The organism is Pseudomonas sp. (assembly GCF_049653025.1).
GTDB lineage: Bacteria > Pseudomonadota > Gammaproteobacteria > Pseudomonadales > Pseudomonadaceae > Aquipseudomonas.
This window is the reverse complement of record NZ_JBASFM010000020.1, coordinates 17,024-36,101: the sequence shown is the minus strand read 5'-3', so window position 1 is coordinate 36,101 and position 19,078 is coordinate 17,024. Positions and strand designations below refer to the sequence as shown.

Here is a 19,078-nt window from a genome sequence, read left to right as displayed (position 1 = left end):
CTCCTCGCCAGTTAACTGCGACCTTAGGTCGCGAGACTATAGCAAGGCTGTCTGCGGCAAGCTGCACACACACCAGCACGCCCAGTTTTTCGTCTGCGCTTACCGGCCTGCGCCCGCAAGCGCTTTTTGGGTTTAGAATGGCCGCCACTTTGATTCAGCCTCTGTGTTTTAGGAAAGGGCACGATGAACGACCCGCGCAAGAGCAGCGACAGCGAACCCACCACACACTTTGGTTTCCAGAGTGTGCCGGAAAGCCAGAAGGCCGATAAGGTCGCCGAAGTCTTTCATTCGGTGGCGGCCAAGTACGACCTGATGAACGATGTGCTGTCCGGCGGCATGCACCGTCTGTGGAAGCGTTTCACCATCGAACTGTCCGGCGTGCGCAGCGGCAACCGGGTGCTGGATATCGCCGGCGGCACCGGTGACCTGACCCGCAAATTCTCCGCCCTGGTCGGCCCGACCGGCGAAGTGGTGCTGGCCGATATCAACGAATCGATGCTGCGCGTCGGCCGTGATCGCCTGCTCGACAAGGGCGTGGCCGGCAACGTCAGCTTCGTCCAGGCCGATGCGGAAAAGCTGCCGTTTCCGGACAACCATTTCGACGTGGTCACCATCGCCTTCGGCCTGCGCAACGTCACCCATAAGGAAGATGCCATCCGCTCCATGCTGCGGGTGCTCAAGCCGGGCGGCCGGCTGTTGGTGCTGGAATTCTCCAAACCGTCCAGCCCGCTGCTGTCGAAGTTCTACGACGCCTATTCGTTCAAGTTCATGCCGCTGGCCGGCAAGCTGATCACCAACGACGCCGAAAGCTACCGCTACCTGGCCGAGTCAATCCGCATGCACCCGGATCAGGACACGCTTAAAGCGATGATGGTCGAAGCCGGTTTCGAGCGCGTGACCTACCACAACATGACCGGCGGCATCGTCGCCCTGCACCGCGGCATCAAGCCCTGATGCTGCTCACCGGGCTGCTGGCCGGGGTCGAACTCGGCCTTAACCGGGTATTGGCCATGGACAGCACGGCGCTGCCGCGCCTGGCGCGCTTGAGCGGCAAAGTGATTGCGGTCGAGTGCGCCGCGCCGAATCTGCAGCTGTTTATTCTGCCCAGCGCCACTGGCTTGCAACTCGCTGCGCAGTGGGCCGGCGAAGCGGATTGCCGTTTGCGCGCACCTGCCGCCAGCCTGTTGCGCCTGGCCACCAGCAAAGACAAAACCAGCATCCTGCACAGCCCGGACGTCAGCCTGGATGGCGACAGCGCCGTCCTGCTGGAGCTGGCCGGGATTCTTCAGGATCTCGAACTGGACTGGGAATACGAGCTGTCGCGCTGGCTCGGCCCGGTCGGCAGCCAACTGCTCGGCGGCCATCTGCGCAGCCGGGTGAACTGGAGCAGCCAGGCGCTCGACAGCCTACGCCTGAACCTGGCTGATTACCTCAGTGAAGAATCCCGCAGCCTGGTGGGCCAGCGCGAAGCCGATGCGCGCTTCGACGAATTGGACCACCTGAAACTGTCCCTCGACCGCCTCGACGCGCGCATCGAGCGCCTCGCCCAACGCCATAAGCCCATCGCATGAAGCTGCTTGCCGTTCGCCGTCTGTTGCGTATTCAGCGCGTAGTCATTCGCTACCAGCTGGACGACCTGTTGTTCGCCCTGCCGCTGCCATTGTGGGCGCGCATACTGCGCTATGCCCTGCCCTGGCGCTGGCTGCCACGCCGCGATCTGCTGCTGTCGCGCGGCGCACGCCTGCGTCTGGCGCTGGAAGAGCTGGGGCCGATCTTTATCAAGTTCGGCCAACTGCTTTCCACCCGCCGCGACCTGCTGCCGCCAGACATAGCCGACGAACTGGCCAAGCTGCAGGATCAGGTGCCGCCTTTCGATCCGGCCAAGGCGCTGGCCCTGATCGAATCGCAGCTGGGTGCCAAGGTCGGCGAGGTATTTGCCCGTTTTGATACTCAGCCGCTGGCCTCGGCCTCCGTCGCCCAGGTGCATGCCGCGCAGCTGAAAAGCGGCGAAGAGGTGGTGGTCAAAGTCATTCGCCCCGGCCTGAAACCGGTTATCGAACAGGACATCGCCTGGCTGTTTTTGCTGGCCAAACTGGCGGAAAAATCCTCCGCTGATGCGCGCCGCCTGCGCCCGGTGGAAGTAGTCAGCGACTACGAAAAGACCATCTACGACGAACTCGACCTGCTGCGCGAGGCCGCCAACGCCAGCCAGCTGCGGCGCAACTTCGAAGGTTCGCCGCTGCTCTATGTGCCGCAGGTGTACTGGGACTATTGCCGGCCAAAGGTGCTGGTGATGGAGCGCATCTACGGCATCCAGGTCACCGACCTGGAAACTCTGGCCGACCAGCGTACCGATATGAAACTGCTGGCTGAACGCGGCGTGGAGATCTTCTTCACCCAGGTATTCCGCGACAGTTTCTTCCATGCCGACATGCACCCCGGCAATATCTTCGTCAGCACGCGCACACCGTGGAACCCGCAATACATTGCGATCGACTGCGGCATTATCGGCAGCCTCACCGCCGAAGATCAGGACTATCTGGCGCGCAACCTGATCGCCTTCTTCAAGCGCGATTACCGCCGCGTGGCGCAGCTGCATATCGACTCGGGCTGGGTACCGGCAGAAACCAAGATCAATGACTTCGAGGCGGCGATCCGCACCGTGTGCGAGCCAATCTTCGAGAAACCGCTGAAGGACATCTCCTTCGGCCAGGTGCTGCTGCGCCTGTTCCAGACCGCACGACGCTTCAATATGGAAGTGCAGCCGCAACTGGTGTTGTTGCAGAAGACCCTGCTGAATATCGAAGGCCTGGGCCGTCAGCTGTACCCGGACCTGGACCTGTGGAGCACCGCCCAACCGTTCCTCGAACGCTGGATGCGCGAACGCATCAGCCCGCTGCACCTGCTGCGCAACCTGCAACAGCAGGCCGAGCAAGTGCCACACCTGTCGCAGATCGCCCGCGACACCCTGGAGCGTCTCAACCAGCAGCCGGTGATCCGCCAGCAGCAGCCTGAGCCGAGCCGACAATGGCCAGCGCGTTTGCTCGGTGCCGCGCTGATCGGCGGGGCCGTCAGCCAGGGCCTGCTACTCAGCCTGGTGGCCTGGCCAAGTTGGCTGATGCTCACGGGCGGACTCTATCTGGTGCTGCGCCGATAGCCAGCGCGAGTGCGCACTGGCACACTGGCTCAATAATTGAACAAGCCCTGCGGGGCGGAATGCGTAATGACTGACTGGCTCGACGACATCAATTGGAACAGCGACGGCCTGGTGCCGGCGATCGCCCAGGACCACAAGACCGGCCGCGTGCTGATGATGGCCTGGATGAACCGCGAGGCCTTGAGCCTGACCGCTGCCGAACAGCGCGCCATCTACTGGTCACGTTCGCGTGGCAAGCTGTGGCGCAAGGGCGAGGAGTCCGGCCATGTGCAGAAACTGCACGAACTGCGCCTGGATTGCGACGCCGACGTGATCATCCTGATGGTCGAGCAGCTGGGCGGTATCGCCTGCCACACCGGTCGCGAGAGCTGCTTCTATCGGGTCTACGACAACGCCGAGTGGAAGATCGTCGACGCCGTGCTGAAAGACCCGCACGCCATTTATGCAGCAGGACATAAACATGAGTGATTCGGCCATGACTGACACCCTGAGCCGCCTGGCCGCAGTGCTGGAGTCGCGCAAGGGCGCGGCCGCCGACAGCTCCTATGTCGCCAGCCTGTACCACAAGGGCCTGAACAAGATTTTGGAGAAAGTTGGTGAGGAGTCGGTGGAAACCATCCTCGCCGCCAAGGATGCTGAGGTCAGTGGCGATTGCAGCGACCTGATCTACGAAACCGCCGACCTGTGGTTCCACAGTCTGGTCATGCTGGCCGCCTTAGGGCAGCACCCGCAGGCGGTACTGGATGAACTGGACCGGCGTTTCGGCCTGTCCGGGCACGCGGAAAAAGCCGCGCGCGACACCAATTAATCAATCTTACGAGGAGCGCCGTTCATGGGTATTTTCGATTGGAAACACTGGGTAGTCATTCTTATCGTGGTGATCCTGGTGTTCGGCACCAAGAAGCTGAAGAACCTCGGCTCTGACCTGGGCGAAACCATCAAGGGTTTCCGCAAGGCCATGAACACTGACGAGGACGCGGACAAAGCCGAGCCGCAGCCAGCCCCGGTACAGCAGGCACAAGCTGCCCCGCTGCACCAGCCGCAGACCATCGACGGACACGCGCAAAAAGTCGAAGAACCCGCCCGTAAAGACTGAGTCCACGCCATGTTCGATATCGGCTTTTCCGAGTTAGTGCTGGTGGGCGTAGTCGCCCTGGTGGTGCTCGGCCCGGATCGCCTGCCCGGTGCCATACGCACCGCGAGCCTGTGGATCGGCCGGATCAAACGCAGCTTCCTGTCGATCAAGCAGGAAGTGGAGCGCGAGATCGGTGCCGACGAAATTCGCCGGCAACTGCATAACGAGCAGATTCTCGACCTGGAGCGGGAAATGCAGGCGATGAAGCAGAGCCTTATCGCCCCCGCCACCCCCGTAGAAAACAGCGTGGCCCCGGCCGACACCAGCCTGCCGCCCACCATCGCCAGCCAGAACAAGACCCCACAACCATGAGTCGACGACCGGAAAGCGACCAGGAAATGCCCCTGGTGTCGCACCTGACCGAACTGCGTTCGCGCCTACTGCGCTGCGTGGTATCGGTACTGCTGCTGTTCGGCGGGCTGTTCTACTTCGCCCAGGACATCTACACCATCGTTTCCGCGCCGCTGCGGGCCTACCTGCCGGAAGGCGCGACGATGATCGCCACCGGCGTGGCCTCGCCGTTTCTCACCCCATTCAAGCTCACCGCCTGGATCGCCCTGTTTCTTAGCGTACCGGTGATTCTGCATCAGATCTGGGGCTTTATCGCGCCGGGCCTGTACAAGCATGAGAAGCGCATCGCCGTGCCGCTGCTGGTCTCCAGCATCTTCCTGTTCTACGGCGGCATGGCCTTCGCCTATTTCCTGGTGTTCCCGATCATCTTCCACTTCTTCGCCAGCGTGACCCCCGAAGGCGTGGCGATGATGACCGACATCAACGAATACCTGGACTTCGTCCTCACCCTGTTCTTCGCCTTTGGCGTGGCCTTCGAGATCCCGGTCGCGACCTTCCTGCTGATCTGGGTCGGTATCGTCGACGTCGACACCCTGCGCAAGAGCCGGCCGCATGTGATCGTCGGCTGCTTCGTGGTCGGCATGGTGCTGACACCGCCGGACATCTTCTCGCAGACCCTGCTGGCCGTGCCCATGTGGCTGCTGTTCGAGGCCGGCCTGCTGTGCGGCAGCATGATCAAGCGACACGACGAGCATGAGCCGGACGAAACCGCAGCAGAAGCCAAAGACCAGCCGCCAGCCCCACTGCCGTGAACCTGCTGCTGCTGGAAGACGGCGACTTTATTGCCGATGACCGCGTGCTGCTCAGTGGCCGTCGCCTAAAGCACCTGCATGAAGTGCACCGCGCCGAGGCCGGCGACAGCCTGCGGGTCGGTCGCCTGAATGGCCGAATGGGCAGCGGCCAATTGCTGCGCCTGGAGGCCGACCAGGCCGAACTGTCGATCCAACTCGATCAGCCGCCACCGGCCAAACTGCCACTGACCCTGCTGCTGGCCCTGCCACGACCGAAGATGCTCCGTCGCGTGCTACAGACTGTCAGCGCCATGGGCGTGCCCAGGCTGATCCTGCTGAACAGCTACCGGGTGGAAAAAAGCTTCTGGCAAACCCCCTTCCTCGAGCCGGCGGCGATCCGCGAACAGCTGATTCTCGGCCTGGAGCAAGCGCGCGACACCGTGCTGCCGGAAATCATCATCGAGAAACGCTTCAAGCCCTTCGTCGAAGACCAGTTGCCACAACTGGCCGCCGGCAGCCTCGGCCTGATTGGCCACCCCGGCGCATATCCCGCCTGCCCGCGCGCGGTCGAACAGCCGGTGACCCTGGCCATTGGCCCGGAAGGCGGCTGGATCCCCTACGAAGTGGAAAAACTGCAGGAAGCCGGCCTGCAACCGGTGCAGCTCGGCGAGCGCATTCTGCGGGTGGAAACCGCGGTCACCGCGCTGCTTGCTCGCTTGTTCTAAGCCTGTGCTTGCCTGGCATGCCAATGCGCCGGCAATAGCTGGCCCTTGAGCGCTGGCGCTTCGCGCAGCAGCACATCGCCCGGGGCCAACGGCTCACCACAATCGGAACACACCAGCACGCCGTGCATGCGCTGACCGCAGCTGCGGTGGATATGCTCGATCGGCGCGCCCTCGGCACCGCTCATATGGCGGTCACCCCAATTCACCAGCGCCATGATGGCCGGGTAGAGATCGCGGCCCTTGGCGGTCAGCCGATACTCCTCGCGCAGCGGGCGCTGCTGGTAGGCCACTTTCTCCAGCACCCCAGTCTCCACCAGCTTTTTCAGGCGATCGGCCAGCACGTGGCGGGTAATGCCCAGGCGTTTCTCAAACTCGTCGAAACGGCGGATGCCGAGGAAGCTTTCCCGCAGCACCAGCAGCGTCCAGCGGTCACCCACCACCGATAACGTGCGGGCTAAAGAGCAGGGTTGTTGCTCGAGTTCTTCCCAGCGCATTGTGCAGTCTCCATGTCGCGATGGCTCACCATAGCTTGACAGGTTCCAAAATGGAACCGACTATCAGGCCAGGTTCCAAAATAGAACTGACGGAGAACTGCAATGACCGAACGCAAAGCAATCCTGGTGGTGGGTGCCGGTGACGCCACCGGCGGTGCCATCGCCAAACGTTTCGCCCGCGAGGGCTATGTGGCCTGCGTGGCACGGCGTAATGCCGACAAGCTGACGCAACTGGTCAGCGAGATCGAAGCCGCAGGCGGCAGCGCGCGCGCCTTTGGCTGTGACGCGCGGGTCGAGGAACAGGTAGTCGAGCTGTTCAGCACCATCGAGCGCGAGGTCGGCCCGCTGCATGCGGTGATCTTCAACATCGGCGCGAACGTGCAGTTCTCCATCACCGAGACCACCGAACGGGTCTACCGCAAGGTCTGGGAAATGGCCGCACTGGCTGGTTTCCTCACTGGCCGTGAGGCGGCCAAGGTCATGCTGCCGCGCGCTCAGGGCACCATCATCTTTACCGGGGCCACCGCCTCGTTGCGTGGCCGGGCGAATTTTTCCGCCTTTGCCAGTGCCAAGTTCGCCCTGCGCGCGCTTGCCCAGAGCATGGCCCGCGAACTCGGCCCCAAGGGCCTGCATGTCGCCCACCCGATTATCGACGGAGCCATCGACACCGCGTTTATCCGCGACACCTTCCCCCAGCTGTACCAGCTCAAGGATCAGGACGGCATCCTCAACCCTGAACACATTGCCGACACCTACTGGCAGATCCATTGCCAACCCCGCGATTGCTGGGTGCATGAGCTGGATCTGCGCCCCTGGAGCGAAACGTTTTAAACAGCACGCCCAGCCAATAACAAGACCTCCTTGAGGAGCATGCAATGAGCAAAACCCTAGAGTTCTTTTTCGATTTCGGCAGCCCGGCCAGCTACCTGGCCTGGACCCAGTTACCGCGCATTGCCAGCGCGGCCGGGGCGCAGATCGTCTGGCGGCCGATGCTGCTCGGTGGCGTATTCAAGGCCACCGGCAACCAGTCACCGGTCATGATCCCGAGCAAGGGTGCCTGGATGCTCAAGGATCTGGCACGCTTTGCCCGCCGTTATGGCGCGCCGATGAACTTCAATCCGAACTTCCCGATCAACACCCTGACGCTGATGCGCGGCGCGGCCGGTTATCTCGACAACGATCGTTTCACGCTCTATGTGCAGACCATCTTCGAAGCGCTATGGGTGCAGCAGAAGAACCTCGGCAAGCCCGAAGTGGTTGCCGAAGTACTGAGCGCCGCCGGCTTCGACCCGGTCGAGTTCGAGCGCCTGGTCAGCGATGAGGCGGTCAAGGAGCGGCTCAAGGCCAACACCGAGGAAGCGGTCAAGCGCGGGGTATTTGGCGCACCAACCTTCTTCGTCGGCAGCGAGATGCACTTCGGTCAGGATCGATTGGACTTCGTTGCCGAAGCCCTGGCGCGCTAGCTTTCCAGCAGAAAGGTCACCGGCCCGTCATTAACCAGATGCACCTGCATATCGGCACCGAACTCCCCGGTGGCGACCTGTGGGTGCTTGGCCCGAGCCTGCTCGACCAGCAATTCGAACAGTTCAGCCCCCAGAGCCGGCGGCGCAGCGCTGGAGAAACTTGGACGCAGGCCGCCCTTGGTATCGGCGGCCAGAGTGAATTGCGACACCAGCAGCAAGCCGCCGCCGACGTCGCTAAGCGACAGGTTCATCTTGCCGGCGGCATCGCTGAATACGCGGTAATTGAGCAGCTTGTGCAGGATTTTTGCGACGCTGGCAGGAGTGTCCTGCGGCTCGACGCCGACCAGCGCCAGCAGGCCCTGATCAATCGCGCCAACCACCTCACCCGCCACCTCCACCCGTGCACCACGAACGCGCTGAATCAGTGCCTTCATGCTTCGTCCGGTGCCAGGTTGAGCAGGCGTCGCGCCAGTTCATCGGCCGCTCGCACCAGGGCATCGGTGATCCCGGTCTCGGCCGCCGAATGGCCGGCGTCGCGGATGATCTGCAGCTCACTGTTGGGCCAGGCCTGGTGCAGCGCCCAGGCGTTGTCCAACGGACAGATCACGTCGTAGCGACCATGCACGATCACCCCGGGTAGATGGGCGATCTTCGGCACATCGCGCAGCAGCTGATCGGGCTCAAGGAAGGCGTTGTTGACGAAGTAATGGCATTCGATGCGGGCGATCGACAGCGCCCGGTGCGCCTCGCTGAAACGGTCGACCACCTGCGGGTTGGGGCGCAGGGTGGCGGTGCGCCCTTCCCAGGTCGACCAAGCCTTGGCCGCATGCATCTGGGCAATCTGGTCGGGCCCGGTCAGGCGCTTGTAGAACGCCTGCATCAGGTCGCCGCGTTCGTCCGCTGGAATTGGCGCGAGGTAGTCTTCCCAGTAATCGGGGAACAACCGACTGGCCCCTTCCTGATAGAACCACTGAAACTCCTGCGGGCGGCAGAGGAAGATGCCGCGCAGAATCAACCCATGCACGCGCTGCGGATGGGCCTGAGCGTAAGCCAGCGCCAGGGTCGAACCCCAGGAGCCACCGAACAGCACCCATTTGTCGATGCCGAGGTGCTCGCGGATAAGCTCCATGTCGGCGATCAGGGCCTGGGTGGTGTTGTTTTCCAGGCTGGCGTGCGGGGTGGAACGGCCACAGCCACGCTGATCGAAGGTAACGATGCGGTACAGGTTAGGGTCGAAATAGCGCCGGCTGGCGGCGTCGCAACCGGCACCCGGGCCACCATGGATAAACACCACGGGCAGACCATCCGGCGAACCACTCTCGTCGACATACAGCACATGCGGCGACTGCACCGCCAGCTCATGACGGGCGTAGGGTTTAATCTCCGGATACAAGGTCTGCATGGCATGCTCCTGAATAGATGCGTAGCGTTGGCGGCCTGACACGTGTCGCTAGCGGCCTACACTCTGCCGGGCATCATAACCATGAAACAGGACCATGAGACAGGAGCGAGCATGCCAAGCCGATTATTTGCCTTATCTTTTGTAATGCTTTGCGCACTGCTCGCCGGCTGCGGCGGCCAGGATGACCCGCAGGCGGCGCTGGAAGCCGCCGTGCAGCAACTGCAGGACAACCTCGAGGCGAAGCAGAACAGCGCGGTACTCGACCAGCTACACCCGCAGTTCTCCGCTCAGCAGCAGTTCGACCGCGAGTGGGCGCAGCGCACCATGCTGTTGCTGTTTATGCGCCACAAGAACATCAAGGTGCTGGCCCTGAGCAAGAGCAGCCAGATCGACCCGACCTACCGCGAAAAAGGCCACACCGAGGCCCAAGTCGCCCTGGCCGGCGCCGAGGGCCTGATCCCCGACAGCGCGCGCCACTACAGCGTGAGGATGGAATGGTGGCTGGAAGGCGATGAGTGGAAGCTGGCGCGGCTGAGCTGGGAATAACGGTTGAGCTACGGATTAGAACAACCAGGGGATAAACATCTTGCTGCGCTGCATATAGACGCGATACGCCTCGCCGAACTGCACCAGGCATTCGGCCTCGTCGCGCTTGGCGGTCAACCACAGCGCCAGGCTGGCCAGCAGCGCCAATATCCAGCTCAGACTATTCGGCTGTTTGCAGGCCACACCCCAGGCCAGCAACAGCAGCGAGGCGTACAGCGGGTGGCGGATCAAGCGGAAGATGCCGCTGGTCACCAACTGCGAGGTGCGCTCGAAGGCGAACAGCTCGGCGTCCGTGCGCTTCCCATCCGGACGACCCATGCGCCGTAGCTGATAAAGGCCGGCAAACAGCAGCAGCAAGGACGCGAACAGCAGCAGCCAGGACAGGCGCTGGTGCAGAGCAAAACGGTCGACAAACCAGACCGGTCCGTTAAGCACCAGCAAAGCCAGAATCGCCTCCCAGGCGAAGAAGCGATAGAAGCCATGGGACTGCGGACGGCGCAACGAACGCCAGGACAACGCCAGCAACAGCAGCGTCCCCAGCACAAAAGCCAACCCCTGCAACCACGCCATAAAGCCCTCTCCAACTCCGTCCGATAGTCCGTCAAAGCCAAGCGCTGCGTGCGTTGTAGCCCCTCTGTTACACTGCCGACCTCTTCGTCTCGGCCGCCCGCAATGGATCGCACCCAACTGCACAGCCTGCTGCCCCATCAAGGCCCGTCCCTCTGGCTCGACGGTCTGTTGGCGCATGACAGCCTGAGCATCCAAGGCCTAAGCGCCTGGTGCTATCTCGATGCATTTGGTCCCGAGGCCTCGCCCTGCCTGCTGTTCGAGGCGGCGGCCCAGCTGTGCGCCGCGCATGGTGCCTTATACGGCGACCGCAATGCCATTGAAATGGCCCTGGTCGGCAAGCTCTCGCAGCTGCAGCTGCACCACGAGCCGGTGCAGCGCAGCGGTGCGTTGCAGGTCAGCGCCAACCAAGAGGCACTGAGCCCCGCCGGCGCGCTGTATGCCTTCAGTATCCACAGCGACCAGCGCCTACTTCTCGACGGCAAACTGCTGCTGGTGTTGATCCATGCTTGAGCTGCGCAATGTCGTCCACAGCTACCCAGGCACCAGCCGCGCGGCGCTGCAGGGTATCGACCTGCAGCTGCAGGCCGGTGAATGCCTGGGGCTGCTCGGCAGCAACGGTGCCGGCAAGACCACCCTGCTCTCCTTACTTAGCGGCGTGTTGGCGCTGCAGCAGGGCGAGCTGCGCTGGAGCGGCAAGCCCAGCCTTGGCCTGGTGCCGCAGCAGCTGGCTTTCTATGCCGGGCTCAACGTGGGCGAGAACCTCGAACTGTTTGCCGACCTGTATCGCCTGCGCGGCGCCGAACGCCGTCAGCGTCTGCAGCAATGCATCGATATCTGCGCCCTGGAAGACAAACTGACGCGGCGCAGCGAACAACTCTCCGGCGGCGAACAACGCCGACTGAACTTCGCCATCGGCCTGCTGCAACCGGCCGATCTCTATCTATTCGATGAAGCCACCGTGGGCGTGGATGCCAGTAGTCGCCAGCACTTGCTGGCCGCCGTCGAGCAACTGACTGCCGACGGCAAGGCGGTGATCTACACCAGCCATTACCTGGAAGAAGTCGAGCGGGTGGCGCAGCGCATTCTGCTGCTGCATGAAGGCCAGGTGCGCCTGGACCTGGACACCCGCCAGCTGCTCGGCGACGACCACGGCCTGCTGTTGGAATGGCCGGACGCCGCGCCCGCAGGCCTGAGCGAACTGCTCGCGCGCCTGCAGCTGACGGCCGAAGCCCTGCCCAAGGGCCTGCGAATCGCCGCCCTGAATGGCCAGCAACTGCTGGCGATCACCGAATTTGTCGCCGCCCAGGATGGCCTGCCCAATCTGCTGCGCTTCGGCCGCCCTTCGCTCGAGCAGCTCTACCTGCGCCTTAACAGAGGCCGGCTATGAGGCTCTGGGCGCTCGCACGCAAGGAAGTGCTGTTACTGCTGCGCGACCCCCATGCGCTGGCCGTGCTGTTTATTATGCCGACGCTGTTTCTGCTGCTGATGGCCGGGGCCATGTCCAGCTATATGCAGGACAAACCACCGGCGCTGCGCCTGATTATCGAAGCGCCGCACGACGACGCCAGCCAGTTCTTCCGCGAAGCCCTGCAGGCGCAACTGGCGGACAGCACGCTGCTCACAAACAGCGACGAACATCTGGCACGTGTGCGCCTGCCCGCAGACTTCTCCGACAAATTGCTGGAAAGCCCGCACCAGGGCCCTAGCCTGAGCTTTCCGGCGCAGTTCGATAAACTCTCGCGCCAGCGCCTGCACAGCGCGGTGAGCATCGCCCTGGCGCAAACCCGACTGCTGGCCTATTTGGAAGACAGCGGCGTGGTGGATGCCGAACTAAGCCGCGCCGAGCGCCTGCAACTGGTGCAGCAGCGCACCCAGAGCCGGATCGACGAGCAGGAACAACTGGCCAGCGGCGACCTTAGCGGTCGCGCCAATGCCACCCAGCTGAGCGTGCCGGCCTGGCTGATCTTCGGCATGTTCTTCGTGGTCCTACCGATGGCCGGCGGTTTTCAGCGCGAGCAGCAGAGCGGCACCCTGCTGCGCCTGCGCTGCCTGGGGCTAAACCTCGGCACCCTGGTGCTGAGCAAGCTGCTGCCGTACCTGGCGATCAACCTGCTGCAATTTGTGTTGCTACTGGGCATCGGCGTCTACGGCCTGCCGCTGCTCGGCTTGCCGGCACTAAGCCTGCCCGGCAGCGCCGTGGCCTATCCGCTGCTGGCCATCAGCATCGCCCTGGCCACCTGCAGCCTGGGCCTGTTGCTCGCCGCATTGGCGCGCAGCAGCGAACAGGCGCTGCTGCTCGGCGGCGGCATCAATATCCTCCTCGCCGCGATTGGCGGAATCATGGTGCCGAAAAGCGTCATGCCGGCGGCCATGGCCCAACTGGCGGAAATTTCCCCGATGAGCTGGGCGCTGGACGCCTTTCTCACCCTGCTGGTGGGCCACGGCTCACTGGCCGACATCGCCCCCTACTGCGCGCGCCTGCTGCTGTTTGCAGCGCTGTGCGGCATGGCTGGGCTGCTTCTGTTCACCCGACGAGTACAGCGCACGCAATGGACCACTCACTACTAGAACAACAACTCAAACAACTGCTGATCCGCGAGTGCGACAAGGAAGACGATATCGACTGGCAGAGCATCAGCGATGACGAACCGCTGTTCGGCGCGAAAAGCCGTATCGCCATGGACAGCCTGGATGCCCTGCAAGTCTCCCTGGCGCTGCAACAGCACTACGGCGTGCGCATCGAGGGTGCCAAGGACGGACGGCGTATCCTCGGCACAATCGCCAGCATTGCCGCCTATATCAGGCAGCAGCAGTGACCCCGATCTACCTGCAACGCGCCGCCCTACATTGCGCCCTAGGCGATGACCTGCACAGCGCCGCCCAGGCCTTGCAGGCAGGCCAGCAGCCACAGGGTGAAACTTTCCTGCTACATGAAGTGCATGAACCGCGCACTTATCTGTTCGCCGCTAAAACCGGCGAAAGCCTGAGCGAGCGTCTGGATCGCCTGCTAAGCGAAACCCTCGGCGCAGATGCCCAGGCCCTCGACGATTGCCTGCTGATCATCGCCAGCACCAGCCTGGATATCAGCGAGCTGGAAGCCCTGACCCGCCAGCAGCAGGGCTTTCGCCCGGAAGATTCCACGCCGCTGGATCTGCTCGCCAGCCAGCTGCGCCAGCGCTGGGGTTTTGCCGCCGCTTTTACCCTGAACACCGCCTGCACCAGCGCCGCCAACGGCCTGCTGTACGGTGCCAGGCTGATCAACGCCGGCCAGTATGCGCGCGCCCTGGTGCTGAGTTTCGAGACACCCAGCGCCATCGCCATGCAGGGTTTCGGCGCGCTGATGCTGACCAGCCCCAGCGGCCAGTATCGGCCCTTTCACCCCGAGCGTGACGGCCTGTTGCTGGGCGAAGCTTATGCCGCGGTGCTGCTCAGCCGCGAGACGGGTGACGCCCCACTGGCGCGTCTGCTCGGCGGCTTTAGCGCCTGCGACACCAGCAGCCTGACCACCACCCGCGAAGATGGCAGCCATATCCACGGGGTGATGCAACAGGCGCTGAACAGCGCCGGCTGCGCGTCTGCGCAGATCGACCTGGTGAAACTGCACGGCACCGCCACCAGCGCCAACGATGAAGCCGAAAGCAACGGCATGCGCCTGCTGTATGGCGAACAGATGCCGGCCTTGAGCCTGCTTAAACCCTGGCTCGGGCATACCTTGGGGGCCTGTGGGCTAAGTGAAAGTCTGCTGCTGCTCAAGGCCCTGCACAACGGCCCGCTGCCCGGCGTGAGCTACGCCAGCCAGGCCATGCTGCCGCTGAGCGCAGAACCGCAGACCCTGGCGGCAGACAGCCTGCTGCTGGCCAACTTCTTCGGCTTTGGCGGCAATAACGCCAGCCTGGTTCTGCAAGGCTGCGCACAGGGAGAAAGGGCATGACGGTCATAGCCGCCAGCGAGATCCACGGCCTGGCCGCCACCAGTGATAAAGAGTTGAAGGCAGCCCTCGGCCAATGGCTGGACAGCCCGCCACGGCGCATCGACCGCTTGATCCTGCAATGCCTGCTGGCCGCCGCGCCCTTGAAAGCGCGGGTACGCAACAACTGCGGTCTGTACCTGGCCTCCGCTCACCCGGCGCGGGCCACCATTGGCGCGCTGCTGGAGGCGGTGTGCGTGCAGCACAAACAGCCCAAGCCTTTCGAGTTTGTGAATAGCGTGAGCAATGCCGCCGGTTTCCACATCGCCCAGCAGCTGGGTATCGACGGGCCAAACCTGTTTATCGGTGCAGGGGAACAGGTCTGGGCACAGTTGCAGGCCCTGGCCAATCTGGATTTGCAGGATGGTTTGATTGAGCAGGCGCTGTTGCTGGTCTGCGATGAGTGCGGGGATTTCTGCGTGCAGGCGGTGTTGCTGGACGGTGCAACGACCGGCATACATGCCAATAACTTTGCCAAGTTGACGGCAGATACCGAGGTAGAGCGGATCAAGCTGTAAGGCAACCTTAAACAGGTGATTCTTGGATCAGCGCAGCATTGTGCTTATCCTGAGCGCCCACCATTACGCCGGAGTTTTTTCATGGGTTCTATCTTGTACAACCTTATCGCCTTCGCCATTTTTGTCCTGGATATCTGGGCGATCATCCATGTAGTGAGAAGCAATGCAGAAACCCTGAAGAAGGTTCTCTGGGTCGCACTGATTTCGTTCCTCCCGGTGCTCGGTCTAATCATCTGGGCCCTGACCGGTCCACGCGGCAGCAGTCGCCTGTAAACCTTCACCCCACTGACGAGCAGCACACAAGCCCAGCTTGATCGGTTTGGAGCCGAACACCCTAGACGCGCGTCTTAGCGCTTGCTCCAGGCCGCCAGCTCTTTCATCAGCCCACGCTCCTGCAAGGCGATAGCCCGCAGGTTCTCGGCGATGGGGGCGAAGTTCGGCGTCTCGCCCTTGTTGCGGCTGGCACGCACACAGGCCGAAGCGAACTGCCGCCAGTCATCACCAATCGCCGTCAGCTGAGTCGATGCCTCCTGCAAGCTGGCGTCGCCGATCAGCTCGCCCGCCTCCTGCAGAAAGCTCGCATACATAAAGCGGAAACCCGCGCCGCCGGTGCCGATCTCTTCCTGCATGCGCACGATATGGGTCAGGTACAGACGGTTGTATTTGCTCTGCGCCGGGTCGAGCTGGTCGATCTGTTTGGCCAGGTGCTGGATGCCGCGAATACCGATCCAGGGTAGCGGCATGCCGTCGAGAATCCGTGTGGTTGACAGCACGCTCTGGCGGATCAGCGTGTTCCAGTCCTGCTCCAGCGGCACATCATCGAGCCAGTACATCAGGCCCTTGGCCGCCAATGCGCCCTTGGCGAAACGGGCTTTTTGCAAGTCTTCGGCGGCGCAGCGCACCGGTTCTTCGAACACCGGGTCGCTGATCAGGTAGTCATTGCCGTCACGGCCGTAGGCCAGCAGGTTGTGCGCGTTGAAGTGAAAGCGCATCTCTGGCGGAAAGTACGGCAGCCAGAACACCGAGCTCTGCAGCCCGGCCAAGCGCCCACTGTCCAACGCCGCATCCAGCTCACGACGGCCCTGCTCGGGATCGCCGAAGGTGCGCGTGTGCAGGCGCGCACCAAGGCGCTTGCTCAGGGTCTTGATCAGGTGTTTGGGCGGCATGCGGTAGGCAATCAGCGGCATACCGCTGAGTTTGACGATCGGCAGGTAGGCAAATGCCAGGCCGGAGGCCAAACCAAACGCCATCGGCTCGCTCATCGGCAAACCGGCATGGCTCAGCAAGCTGGCCATCACCCCGCTCTCGCAGTGGGCGCTCTGGCGGTGTTGGAAAGGCTGCTGCAAACGGCTCATACCGGGTCCTTCTGGTAAGCGATCAATTGCTCGACGGGCAGGCCGAAAGCCTCCGCGTAACGCACCAGAATGGCGACCGACAAGCGCGGATAAATGGCCGGGAGAAAGTGCCGGCGAATGCGCCACTGCCACAGTCCGGTGATCTGCGCGAGCGCCGGTTCATCCAGGCGGTAGCGATACATCAGACACTTCAGTGGCGACAGCTCGCCACGCTGCCAGGCGGCTGCGGCCTCGGCTTCCTGCTCTTGCAACTCGGCCACCGCCAACTGGGTGGCAAAAGCCTCCGGCTCCCAACCGTCGCTCTGCGCGCCCTGGTAATGGCCGCTGGCGTCCACCGCGTAGACCAGCTTGCAATGGCCGCCGTACGTGGAGCTGTGGTCCTGAGGTACGTCATCAAGCTTCATGATTGCTTACCGTCCTGGCCGACCACTGTCAGGTGCATAAAGGCACTGGAGAAACGCCCGCTTTCCGGAACGTAGCAGAGCAGGCGCTGGCCGCTGCGCAGCTGGCCGCCATTGAACAACTCTTCCAGCATGATAAAGATCGAAGCCGCGCCGGTATTGCCCTTGCTGGTCAGGTTGGTGAACCAGCGCTCCTGCGGGATCGGCAAATCGGCATTGGCCAGGCCCACGGCCAGGCGCTCACGGAAGAACTCCGAGGAGTAATGCGGCAGGAAGTAGTCGATGTCCGCCGCATGCAGCTCGCGGCGCGCCATGATGCGTTTGAGGGTTTCTTCTACGGTGTATTTGACGATGTTGTCATTAAGCAGTTTGACGTCCTGCTTGATCGCCATCAGCGAGCGACGGTTGCGTTCCTCGCCGTCGAAGCGGCTCCAACCCTGCAGCTGGCCATCCTCCATCTCGGCCCCAGCGTACATGCAGGCCGGCATCTGATCGGCAAAGGAGAAGATGTCGATCCAGTCGATGCGCAAGCTCAGGCCACTGCTATTGGGTTGGCCCTGCAGCAGCACCGCGCCGGCACCGTCGGAGAGCATCCAGCGCAGAAAGTCTTTCTCGAAGGCAATTTCCGGCTGGCTTTCCAGCTCTTCGACACGGCTTTCGTATTCACCATTGAAATTGCGCGCGTGCATCAGGCTGGAGGCGACTTCTGAACCGCAGGCCACAGCATTGTGGCTCTCACCACTGGCCACGCTCATCCAGGCGTATTTCAGCGCGGTCATGCCGCACAGGCAGATACCGGCGGTGGACACCACCTCGCACGGAGGATTACCCAGCTCACCCTGGACCATCACGGCATGGCCCGGCATCACCTGATCCGGCGAGGAGCTGCTGGCCACCAGGCAATCGATGGCCTGCAACGGCAGCTCGGCGCTGAGCAGACCGCGAATCGCCGCGGCGCTGAGCTGGGCATTGTTCATGCTCGGCTCGCCGGTCTGCGGGTCGATCGCATAGTGACGCTGGACAATGCCATTGCTGCGCAGAACCAGCCGCCGCGCCCGCGACGGCTTGCCGCCGACCAGGCCCAGACGCACCTCCATCTGCTCGTTATCGACGGGCTCATGGGGCAGAAAAGCGCTGATGCGATTGATAAATACAGGTTGTACCACGGGGTATCCTCGGGTCACTTCAGGGCACCTCTAAAAACGTAAGCGAGGCAGTCAGCGCAAGGCGAAAGCAGGCGAAAAAGCGCAGTTTACGTGCGGTAAATGAGCATTTTGAGCCTGCTTTTAACGCCGCGATGGCAACGCAGCTAGTTTTTAGAGACTCCCGTTACTCGCCGGACGGGCCGGCGAAGTAAGCCTTCTCACGCTGCGTTCGCTCCTTGAACAGAGGTGCCAGCAATTTTTTAAGCAAGGCACTGAGCGGCACCACGGTGACGATCAGGCACAACAGAAAGACGATATACACCACCAACCCGGCAGCACGGCGGCGGCTCTGCTGCGGGCCAAGCGCGGCGAGCAAACGGCTCCACAACTGGAAACTGCGATTGCCGACCTTCTCGCTGGCGATCAGCTTTTCATCAATACGCACCGCGCCCAGGCCTTGCAGCATCGGATGTTCGAGCGGCAGCGCATCGGCCGTCAGCCGCTGCGCAATGGCTGTGCCGAAACGGCTGGCGGCGACAATTTCCGCCTCATCAATACCGGCGCGCGGCACCCAGCTGTAAGGCTTCTGCCGGCCGGTAAACAGCCACAGCGGCGTCGCCAGGAAGCTCGCGGCGGTGCCACAGGCGTCGGTCAGGGCGATATTGTCCAGCAGGTGCGCGCCCAGTTCAGTGAGCCGGTTCTTAACCTTCTCCTGAGCCATCAACCACATATTGCGGCAGCCGATCAGGGTCACCACCGGGGTGCCCTTGAGCAACTGCGCCGCTTCTGGGGAGGCGAGAAAGGCGGTCATCGGCTGCGACGGTGAAAGGAACCACACCTGATAGGCCAGGATCACCAGGTCATAGCGTTTGCTCGCATCCACCGCCAACGGTAGCAACGGCTGCGGGCGCATCAATACGGTTTCCGGAAAGATCCGAAAGAAGTCGAGAAACGGCCAGGGAAAGGGGTAAGGTTGCGCGGGTTGCAGCGGCAAAAAGTCCAGCTGCACGCCAGTCTGCGCCTGCAACGGCGCGCATACCGATTGCGCCAACCTGTCTAGCTGGCCGGTTTGCGAAAAATGAACGATCAATACCTGACGCATCGCCAGCCACTTCCTG

Annotated in this window: 27 protein-coding genes; 19 read left to right on the top strand and 8 right to left on the bottom strand. The window is 62.7% G+C overall.

Annotation, left to right across the window (positions count from 1 at the left end; translation table 11 throughout):
* The first annotated feature begins 183 nt into the window (after nucleotides 1-183).
* From ubiE to WBK23_RS16780, 9 genes are all read left to right on the top strand, one after another.
* The gene (gene ubiE / locus WBK23_RS16820) at nucleotides 184-954 is read left to right on the top strand and encodes a bifunctional demethylmenaquinone methyltransferase/2-methoxy-6-polyprenyl-1,4-benzoquinol methylase UbiE (RefSeq protein WP_424485075.1); all 771 of its coding nucleotides are present in this window, start codon (nucleotides 184-186) and stop codon (nucleotides 952-954) included.
* Entirely contained in the window at nucleotides 954-1,571 is a 618-nt protein-coding gene (locus tag WBK23_RS16815) for a ubiquinone biosynthesis accessory factor UbiJ (protein WP_424485074.1), read from the top strand. The genes ubiE and WBK23_RS16815 overlap by 1 nt, the downstream gene beginning before the upstream one ends.
* Nucleotides 1,568-3,157, top strand: a complete 1,590-nt coding sequence (ubiB, locus tag WBK23_RS16810) for a ubiquinone biosynthesis regulatory protein kinase UbiB (protein WP_424485073.1) — start codon at nucleotides 1,568-1,570, stop codon at nucleotides 3,155-3,157. The genes WBK23_RS16815 and ubiB overlap by 4 nt, the downstream gene beginning before the upstream one ends.
* A 66-nt stretch (nucleotides 3,158-3,223) precedes the next feature.
* Nucleotides 3,224-3,625 carry a phosphoribosyl-AMP cyclohydrolase gene (gene hisI / locus WBK23_RS16805; RefSeq protein WP_424485072.1) on the top strand — a complete coding sequence of 134 codons (402 nt, stop codon included), beginning with the start codon at nucleotides 3,224-3,226 and terminating at the stop codon, nucleotides 3,623-3,625.
* Nucleotides 3,626-3,632: 7 nt separating this feature from the next.
* Complete coding sequence (locus tag WBK23_RS16800; protein ID WP_424485248.1) at nucleotides 3,633-3,965, top strand: phosphoribosyl-ATP diphosphatase; 333 nt, start codon at nucleotides 3,633-3,635, stop codon at nucleotides 3,963-3,965.
* 24 nt (nucleotides 3,966-3,989) lie between these two features.
* On the top strand, nucleotides 3,990-4,253 hold the full coding sequence (locus tag WBK23_RS16795; protein WP_424485071.1) for a twin-arginine translocase TatA/TatE family subunit: 264 nt from the start codon (nucleotides 3,990-3,992) through the stop codon (nucleotides 4,251-4,253).
* A gap of 9 nt (nucleotides 4,254-4,262) precedes the next feature.
* Nucleotides 4,263-4,604 (top strand): Sec-independent protein translocase protein TatB, encoded by a 342-nt coding sequence (tatB, locus tag WBK23_RS16790; RefSeq protein ID WP_424485070.1) that lies wholly within the window; start codon nucleotides 4,263-4,265, stop codon nucleotides 4,602-4,604.
* Nucleotides 4,601-5,395, top strand: coding sequence for a twin-arginine translocase subunit TatC (gene tatC, locus WBK23_RS16785; protein ID WP_424485069.1), 795 nt, complete (start codon nucleotides 4,601-4,603; stop codon nucleotides 5,393-5,395). The genes tatB and tatC overlap by 4 nt, the downstream gene beginning before the upstream one ends.
* Complete coding sequence (locus WBK23_RS16780; RefSeq protein WP_424485068.1) at nucleotides 5,392-6,099, top strand: 16S rRNA (uracil(1498)-N(3))-methyltransferase; 708 nt, start codon at nucleotides 5,392-5,394, stop codon at nucleotides 6,097-6,099. The genes tatC and WBK23_RS16780 overlap by 4 nt, the downstream gene beginning before the upstream one ends.
* On the opposite strand, the gene WBK23_RS16775 is transcribed toward WBK23_RS16780, so the two are convergent.
* On the bottom strand, nucleotides 6,096-6,593 hold the full coding sequence (locus WBK23_RS16775; RefSeq protein ID WP_424485067.1) for a winged helix-turn-helix transcriptional regulator: 498 nt from the start codon (nucleotides 6,591-6,593) through the stop codon (nucleotides 6,096-6,098). The genes WBK23_RS16780 and WBK23_RS16775 overlap by 4 nt on opposite strands.
* A gap of 102 nt (nucleotides 6,594-6,695) precedes the next feature.
* Here WBK23_RS16775 and WBK23_RS16770 point away from each other — a divergent pair, with 102 nt between their 5' ends.
* Nucleotides 6,696-7,424 (top strand): SDR family oxidoreductase, encoded by a 729-nt coding sequence (locus tag WBK23_RS16770; RefSeq protein WP_424485066.1) that lies wholly within the window; start codon nucleotides 6,696-6,698, stop codon nucleotides 7,422-7,424.
* Nucleotides 7,425-7,468: 44 nt separating this feature from the next.
* Nucleotides 7,469-8,056 carry a 2-hydroxychromene-2-carboxylate isomerase gene (locus WBK23_RS16765; protein ID WP_424485065.1) on the top strand — a complete coding sequence of 196 codons (588 nt, stop codon included), beginning with the start codon at nucleotides 7,469-7,471 and terminating at the stop codon, nucleotides 8,054-8,056.
* Here the strand turns inward: WBK23_RS16765 and dtd are convergent.
* The gene (dtd, locus tag WBK23_RS16760; RefSeq protein ID WP_424485064.1) at nucleotides 8,053-8,490 is read right to left on the bottom strand and encodes a D-aminoacyl-tRNA deacylase; all 438 of its coding nucleotides are present in this window, start codon (nucleotides 8,488-8,490) and stop codon (nucleotides 8,053-8,055) included. The two genes, WBK23_RS16765 and dtd, sit on opposite strands and share 4 nt — an antisense overlap.
* A complete protein-coding gene (gene pip / locus WBK23_RS16755) occupies nucleotides 8,487-9,458 on the bottom strand; it encodes a prolyl aminopeptidase (RefSeq protein WP_424485063.1) in 972 nt (323 codons plus the stop codon). Before pip ends, dtd begins: the two co-directional genes overlap by 4 nt.
* Before the next feature lie 111 nt (nucleotides 9,459-9,569).
* Here pip and WBK23_RS16750 point away from each other — a divergent pair, with 111 nt between their 5' ends.
* Complete coding sequence (locus WBK23_RS16750) at nucleotides 9,570-10,004, top strand: hypothetical protein (protein ID WP_424485062.1); 435 nt, start codon at nucleotides 9,570-9,572, stop codon at nucleotides 10,002-10,004.
* Between the two features lie 15 nt (nucleotides 10,005-10,019).
* Here the strand turns inward: WBK23_RS16750 and WBK23_RS16745 are convergent, their stop codons facing one another.
* Nucleotides 10,020-10,574: a methyltransferase family protein gene (locus WBK23_RS16745; RefSeq protein ID WP_424485061.1), complete on the bottom strand. Its 555-nt coding sequence runs from the start codon at nucleotides 10,572-10,574 to the stop codon at nucleotides 10,020-10,022.
* Between the two features lie 102 nt (nucleotides 10,575-10,676).
* Between WBK23_RS16745 and WBK23_RS16740 the strand changes: the two genes are divergently transcribed.
* From WBK23_RS16740 to WBK23_RS16710, 7 genes are all read left to right on the top strand, one after another.
* Nucleotides 10,677-11,084, top strand: coding sequence for a beta-hydroxyacyl-ACP dehydratase (locus WBK23_RS16740; protein WP_424485060.1), 408 nt, complete (start codon nucleotides 10,677-10,679; stop codon nucleotides 11,082-11,084).
* The gene (locus WBK23_RS16735) at nucleotides 11,077-11,961 is read left to right on the top strand and encodes an ABC transporter ATP-binding protein (RefSeq protein WP_424485059.1); all 885 of its coding nucleotides are present in this window, start codon (nucleotides 11,077-11,079) and stop codon (nucleotides 11,959-11,961) included. The genes WBK23_RS16740 and WBK23_RS16735 overlap by 8 nt, the downstream gene beginning before the upstream one ends.
* Nucleotides 11,958-13,142 (top strand): ABC transporter permease, encoded by a 1,185-nt coding sequence (locus WBK23_RS16730; protein ID WP_424485058.1) that lies wholly within the window; start codon nucleotides 11,958-11,960, stop codon nucleotides 13,140-13,142. The genes WBK23_RS16735 and WBK23_RS16730 overlap by 4 nt, the downstream gene beginning before the upstream one ends.
* Nucleotides 13,124-13,390 carry an acyl carrier protein gene (locus WBK23_RS16725; protein ID WP_275962216.1) on the top strand — a complete coding sequence of 89 codons (267 nt, stop codon included), beginning with the start codon at nucleotides 13,124-13,126 and terminating at the stop codon, nucleotides 13,388-13,390. Before WBK23_RS16730 ends, WBK23_RS16725 begins: the two co-directional genes overlap by 19 nt.
* Complete coding sequence (locus tag WBK23_RS16720) at nucleotides 13,387-14,505, top strand: beta-ketoacyl synthase N-terminal-like domain-containing protein (RefSeq protein ID WP_424485057.1); 1,119 nt, start codon at nucleotides 13,387-13,389, stop codon at nucleotides 14,503-14,505. The genes WBK23_RS16725 and WBK23_RS16720 overlap by 4 nt, the downstream gene beginning before the upstream one ends.
* Nucleotides 14,502-15,059 (top strand): hypothetical protein, encoded by a 558-nt coding sequence (locus tag WBK23_RS16715; RefSeq protein ID WP_424485056.1) that lies wholly within the window; start codon nucleotides 14,502-14,504, stop codon nucleotides 15,057-15,059. The genes WBK23_RS16720 and WBK23_RS16715 overlap by 4 nt, the downstream gene beginning before the upstream one ends.
* Nucleotides 15,060-15,140: 81 nt before the next feature.
* Entirely contained in the window at nucleotides 15,141-15,332 is a 192-nt protein-coding gene (locus tag WBK23_RS16710) for a PLDc N-terminal domain-containing protein (protein ID WP_424485055.1), read from the top strand.
* A 74-nt stretch (nucleotides 15,333-15,406) separates the two neighbouring features.
* On the opposite strand, the gene WBK23_RS16705 is transcribed toward WBK23_RS16710, so the two are convergent.
* The 4 genes from WBK23_RS16705 to WBK23_RS16690 all read right to left on the bottom strand — a co-directional run bounded on the left by WBK23_RS16705 (nucleotide 15,407) and on the right by WBK23_RS16690 (nucleotide 19,062).
* On the bottom strand, nucleotides 15,407-16,414 hold the full coding sequence (locus tag WBK23_RS16705; protein ID WP_424485054.1) for a BtrH N-terminal domain-containing protein: 1,008 nt from the start codon (nucleotides 16,412-16,414) through the stop codon (nucleotides 15,407-15,409).
* Nucleotides 16,411-16,818, bottom strand: a complete 408-nt coding sequence (locus WBK23_RS16700) for a hypothetical protein (RefSeq protein ID WP_424485053.1) — start codon at nucleotides 16,816-16,818, stop codon at nucleotides 16,411-16,413. Before WBK23_RS16700 ends, WBK23_RS16705 begins: the two co-directional genes overlap by 4 nt.
* Complete coding sequence (locus WBK23_RS16695; protein ID WP_424485052.1) at nucleotides 16,815-17,981, bottom strand: beta-ketoacyl-ACP synthase III; 1,167 nt, start codon at nucleotides 17,979-17,981, stop codon at nucleotides 16,815-16,817. Before WBK23_RS16695 ends, WBK23_RS16700 begins: the two co-directional genes overlap by 4 nt.
* A 163-nt stretch (nucleotides 17,982-18,144) precedes the next feature.
* A complete protein-coding gene (locus WBK23_RS16690) occupies nucleotides 18,145-19,062 on the bottom strand; it encodes a dialkylrecorsinol condensing enzyme (protein ID WP_424485051.1) in 918 nt (305 codons plus the stop codon).
* Nucleotides 19,063-19,078 lie beyond the last annotated feature (16 nt).

Excerpts from the sequence above, each read along its gene's own strand:
- ubiE (WP_424485075.1), top strand. The coding sequence starts at position 184 with ATGAACGACCCGCGCAAGAGCAGCGACAGCGAACCCACCACACACTTT.
- WBK23_RS16815 (WP_424485074.1), top strand. The coding sequence starts at position 954 with ATGCTGCTCACCGGGCTGCTGGCCGGGGTCGAACTCGGCCTTAACCGG.
- ubiB (WP_424485073.1), top strand. The coding sequence starts at position 1,568 with ATGAAGCTGCTTGCCGTTCGCCGTCTGTTGCGTATTCAGCGCGTAGTC.
- hisI (WP_424485072.1), top strand. The coding sequence starts at position 3,224 with ATGACTGACTGGCTCGACGACATCAATTGGAACAGCGACGGCCTGGTG.
- WBK23_RS16800 (WP_424485248.1), top strand. The coding sequence starts at position 3,633 with ATGACTGACACCCTGAGCCGCCTGGCCGCAGTGCTGGAGTCGCGCAAG.
- WBK23_RS16795 (WP_424485071.1), top strand. The coding sequence starts at position 3,990 with ATGGGTATTTTCGATTGGAAACACTGGGTAGTCATTCTTATCGTGGTG.
- tatB (WP_424485070.1), top strand. The coding sequence starts at position 4,263 with ATGTTCGATATCGGCTTTTCCGAGTTAGTGCTGGTGGGCGTAGTCGCC.
- tatC (WP_424485069.1), top strand. The coding sequence starts at position 4,601 with ATGAGTCGACGACCGGAAAGCGACCAGGAAATGCCCCTGGTGTCGCAC.
- WBK23_RS16775 (WP_424485067.1), bottom strand. The coding sequence starts at position 6,593 with ATGCGCTGGGAAGAACTCGAGCAACAACCCTGCTCTTTAGCCCGCACG.
- WBK23_RS16770 (WP_424485066.1), top strand. The coding sequence starts at position 6,696 with ATGACCGAACGCAAAGCAATCCTGGTGGTGGGTGCCGGTGACGCCACC.
- WBK23_RS16765 (WP_424485065.1), top strand. The coding sequence starts at position 7,469 with ATGAGCAAAACCCTAGAGTTCTTTTTCGATTTCGGCAGCCCGGCCAGC.
- dtd (WP_424485064.1), bottom strand. The coding sequence starts at position 8,490 with ATGAAGGCACTGATTCAGCGCGTTCGTGGTGCACGGGTGGAGGTGGCG.
- pip (WP_424485063.1), bottom strand. The coding sequence starts at position 9,458 with ATGCAGACCTTGTATCCGGAGATTAAACCCTACGCCCGTCATGAGCTG.
- WBK23_RS16750 (WP_424485062.1), top strand. The coding sequence starts at position 9,570 with ATGCCAAGCCGATTATTTGCCTTATCTTTTGTAATGCTTTGCGCACTG.
- WBK23_RS16745 (WP_424485061.1), bottom strand. The coding sequence starts at position 10,574 with ATGGCGTGGTTGCAGGGGTTGGCTTTTGTGCTGGGGACGCTGCTGTTG.
- WBK23_RS16740 (WP_424485060.1), top strand. The coding sequence starts at position 10,677 with ATGGATCGCACCCAACTGCACAGCCTGCTGCCCCATCAAGGCCCGTCC.
- WBK23_RS16735 (WP_424485059.1), top strand. The coding sequence starts at position 11,077 with ATGCTTGAGCTGCGCAATGTCGTCCACAGCTACCCAGGCACCAGCCGC.
- WBK23_RS16730 (WP_424485058.1), top strand. The coding sequence starts at position 11,958 with ATGAGGCTCTGGGCGCTCGCACGCAAGGAAGTGCTGTTACTGCTGCGC.
- WBK23_RS16725 (WP_275962216.1), top strand. The coding sequence starts at position 13,124 with ATGGACCACTCACTACTAGAACAACAACTCAAACAACTGCTGATCCGC.
- WBK23_RS16715 (WP_424485056.1), top strand. The coding sequence starts at position 14,502 with ATGACGGTCATAGCCGCCAGCGAGATCCACGGCCTGGCCGCCACCAGT.
- WBK23_RS16710 (WP_424485055.1), top strand. The coding sequence starts at position 15,141 with ATGGGTTCTATCTTGTACAACCTTATCGCCTTCGCCATTTTTGTCCTG.
- WBK23_RS16705 (WP_424485054.1), bottom strand. The coding sequence starts at position 16,414 with ATGAGCCGTTTGCAGCAGCCTTTCCAACACCGCCAGAGCGCCCACTGC.
- WBK23_RS16700 (WP_424485053.1), bottom strand. The coding sequence starts at position 16,818 with ATGAAGCTTGATGACGTACCTCAGGACCACAGCTCCACGTACGGCGGC.
- WBK23_RS16690 (WP_424485051.1), bottom strand. The coding sequence starts at position 19,062 with ATGCGTCAGGTATTGATCGTTCATTTTTCGCAAACCGGCCAGCTAGAC.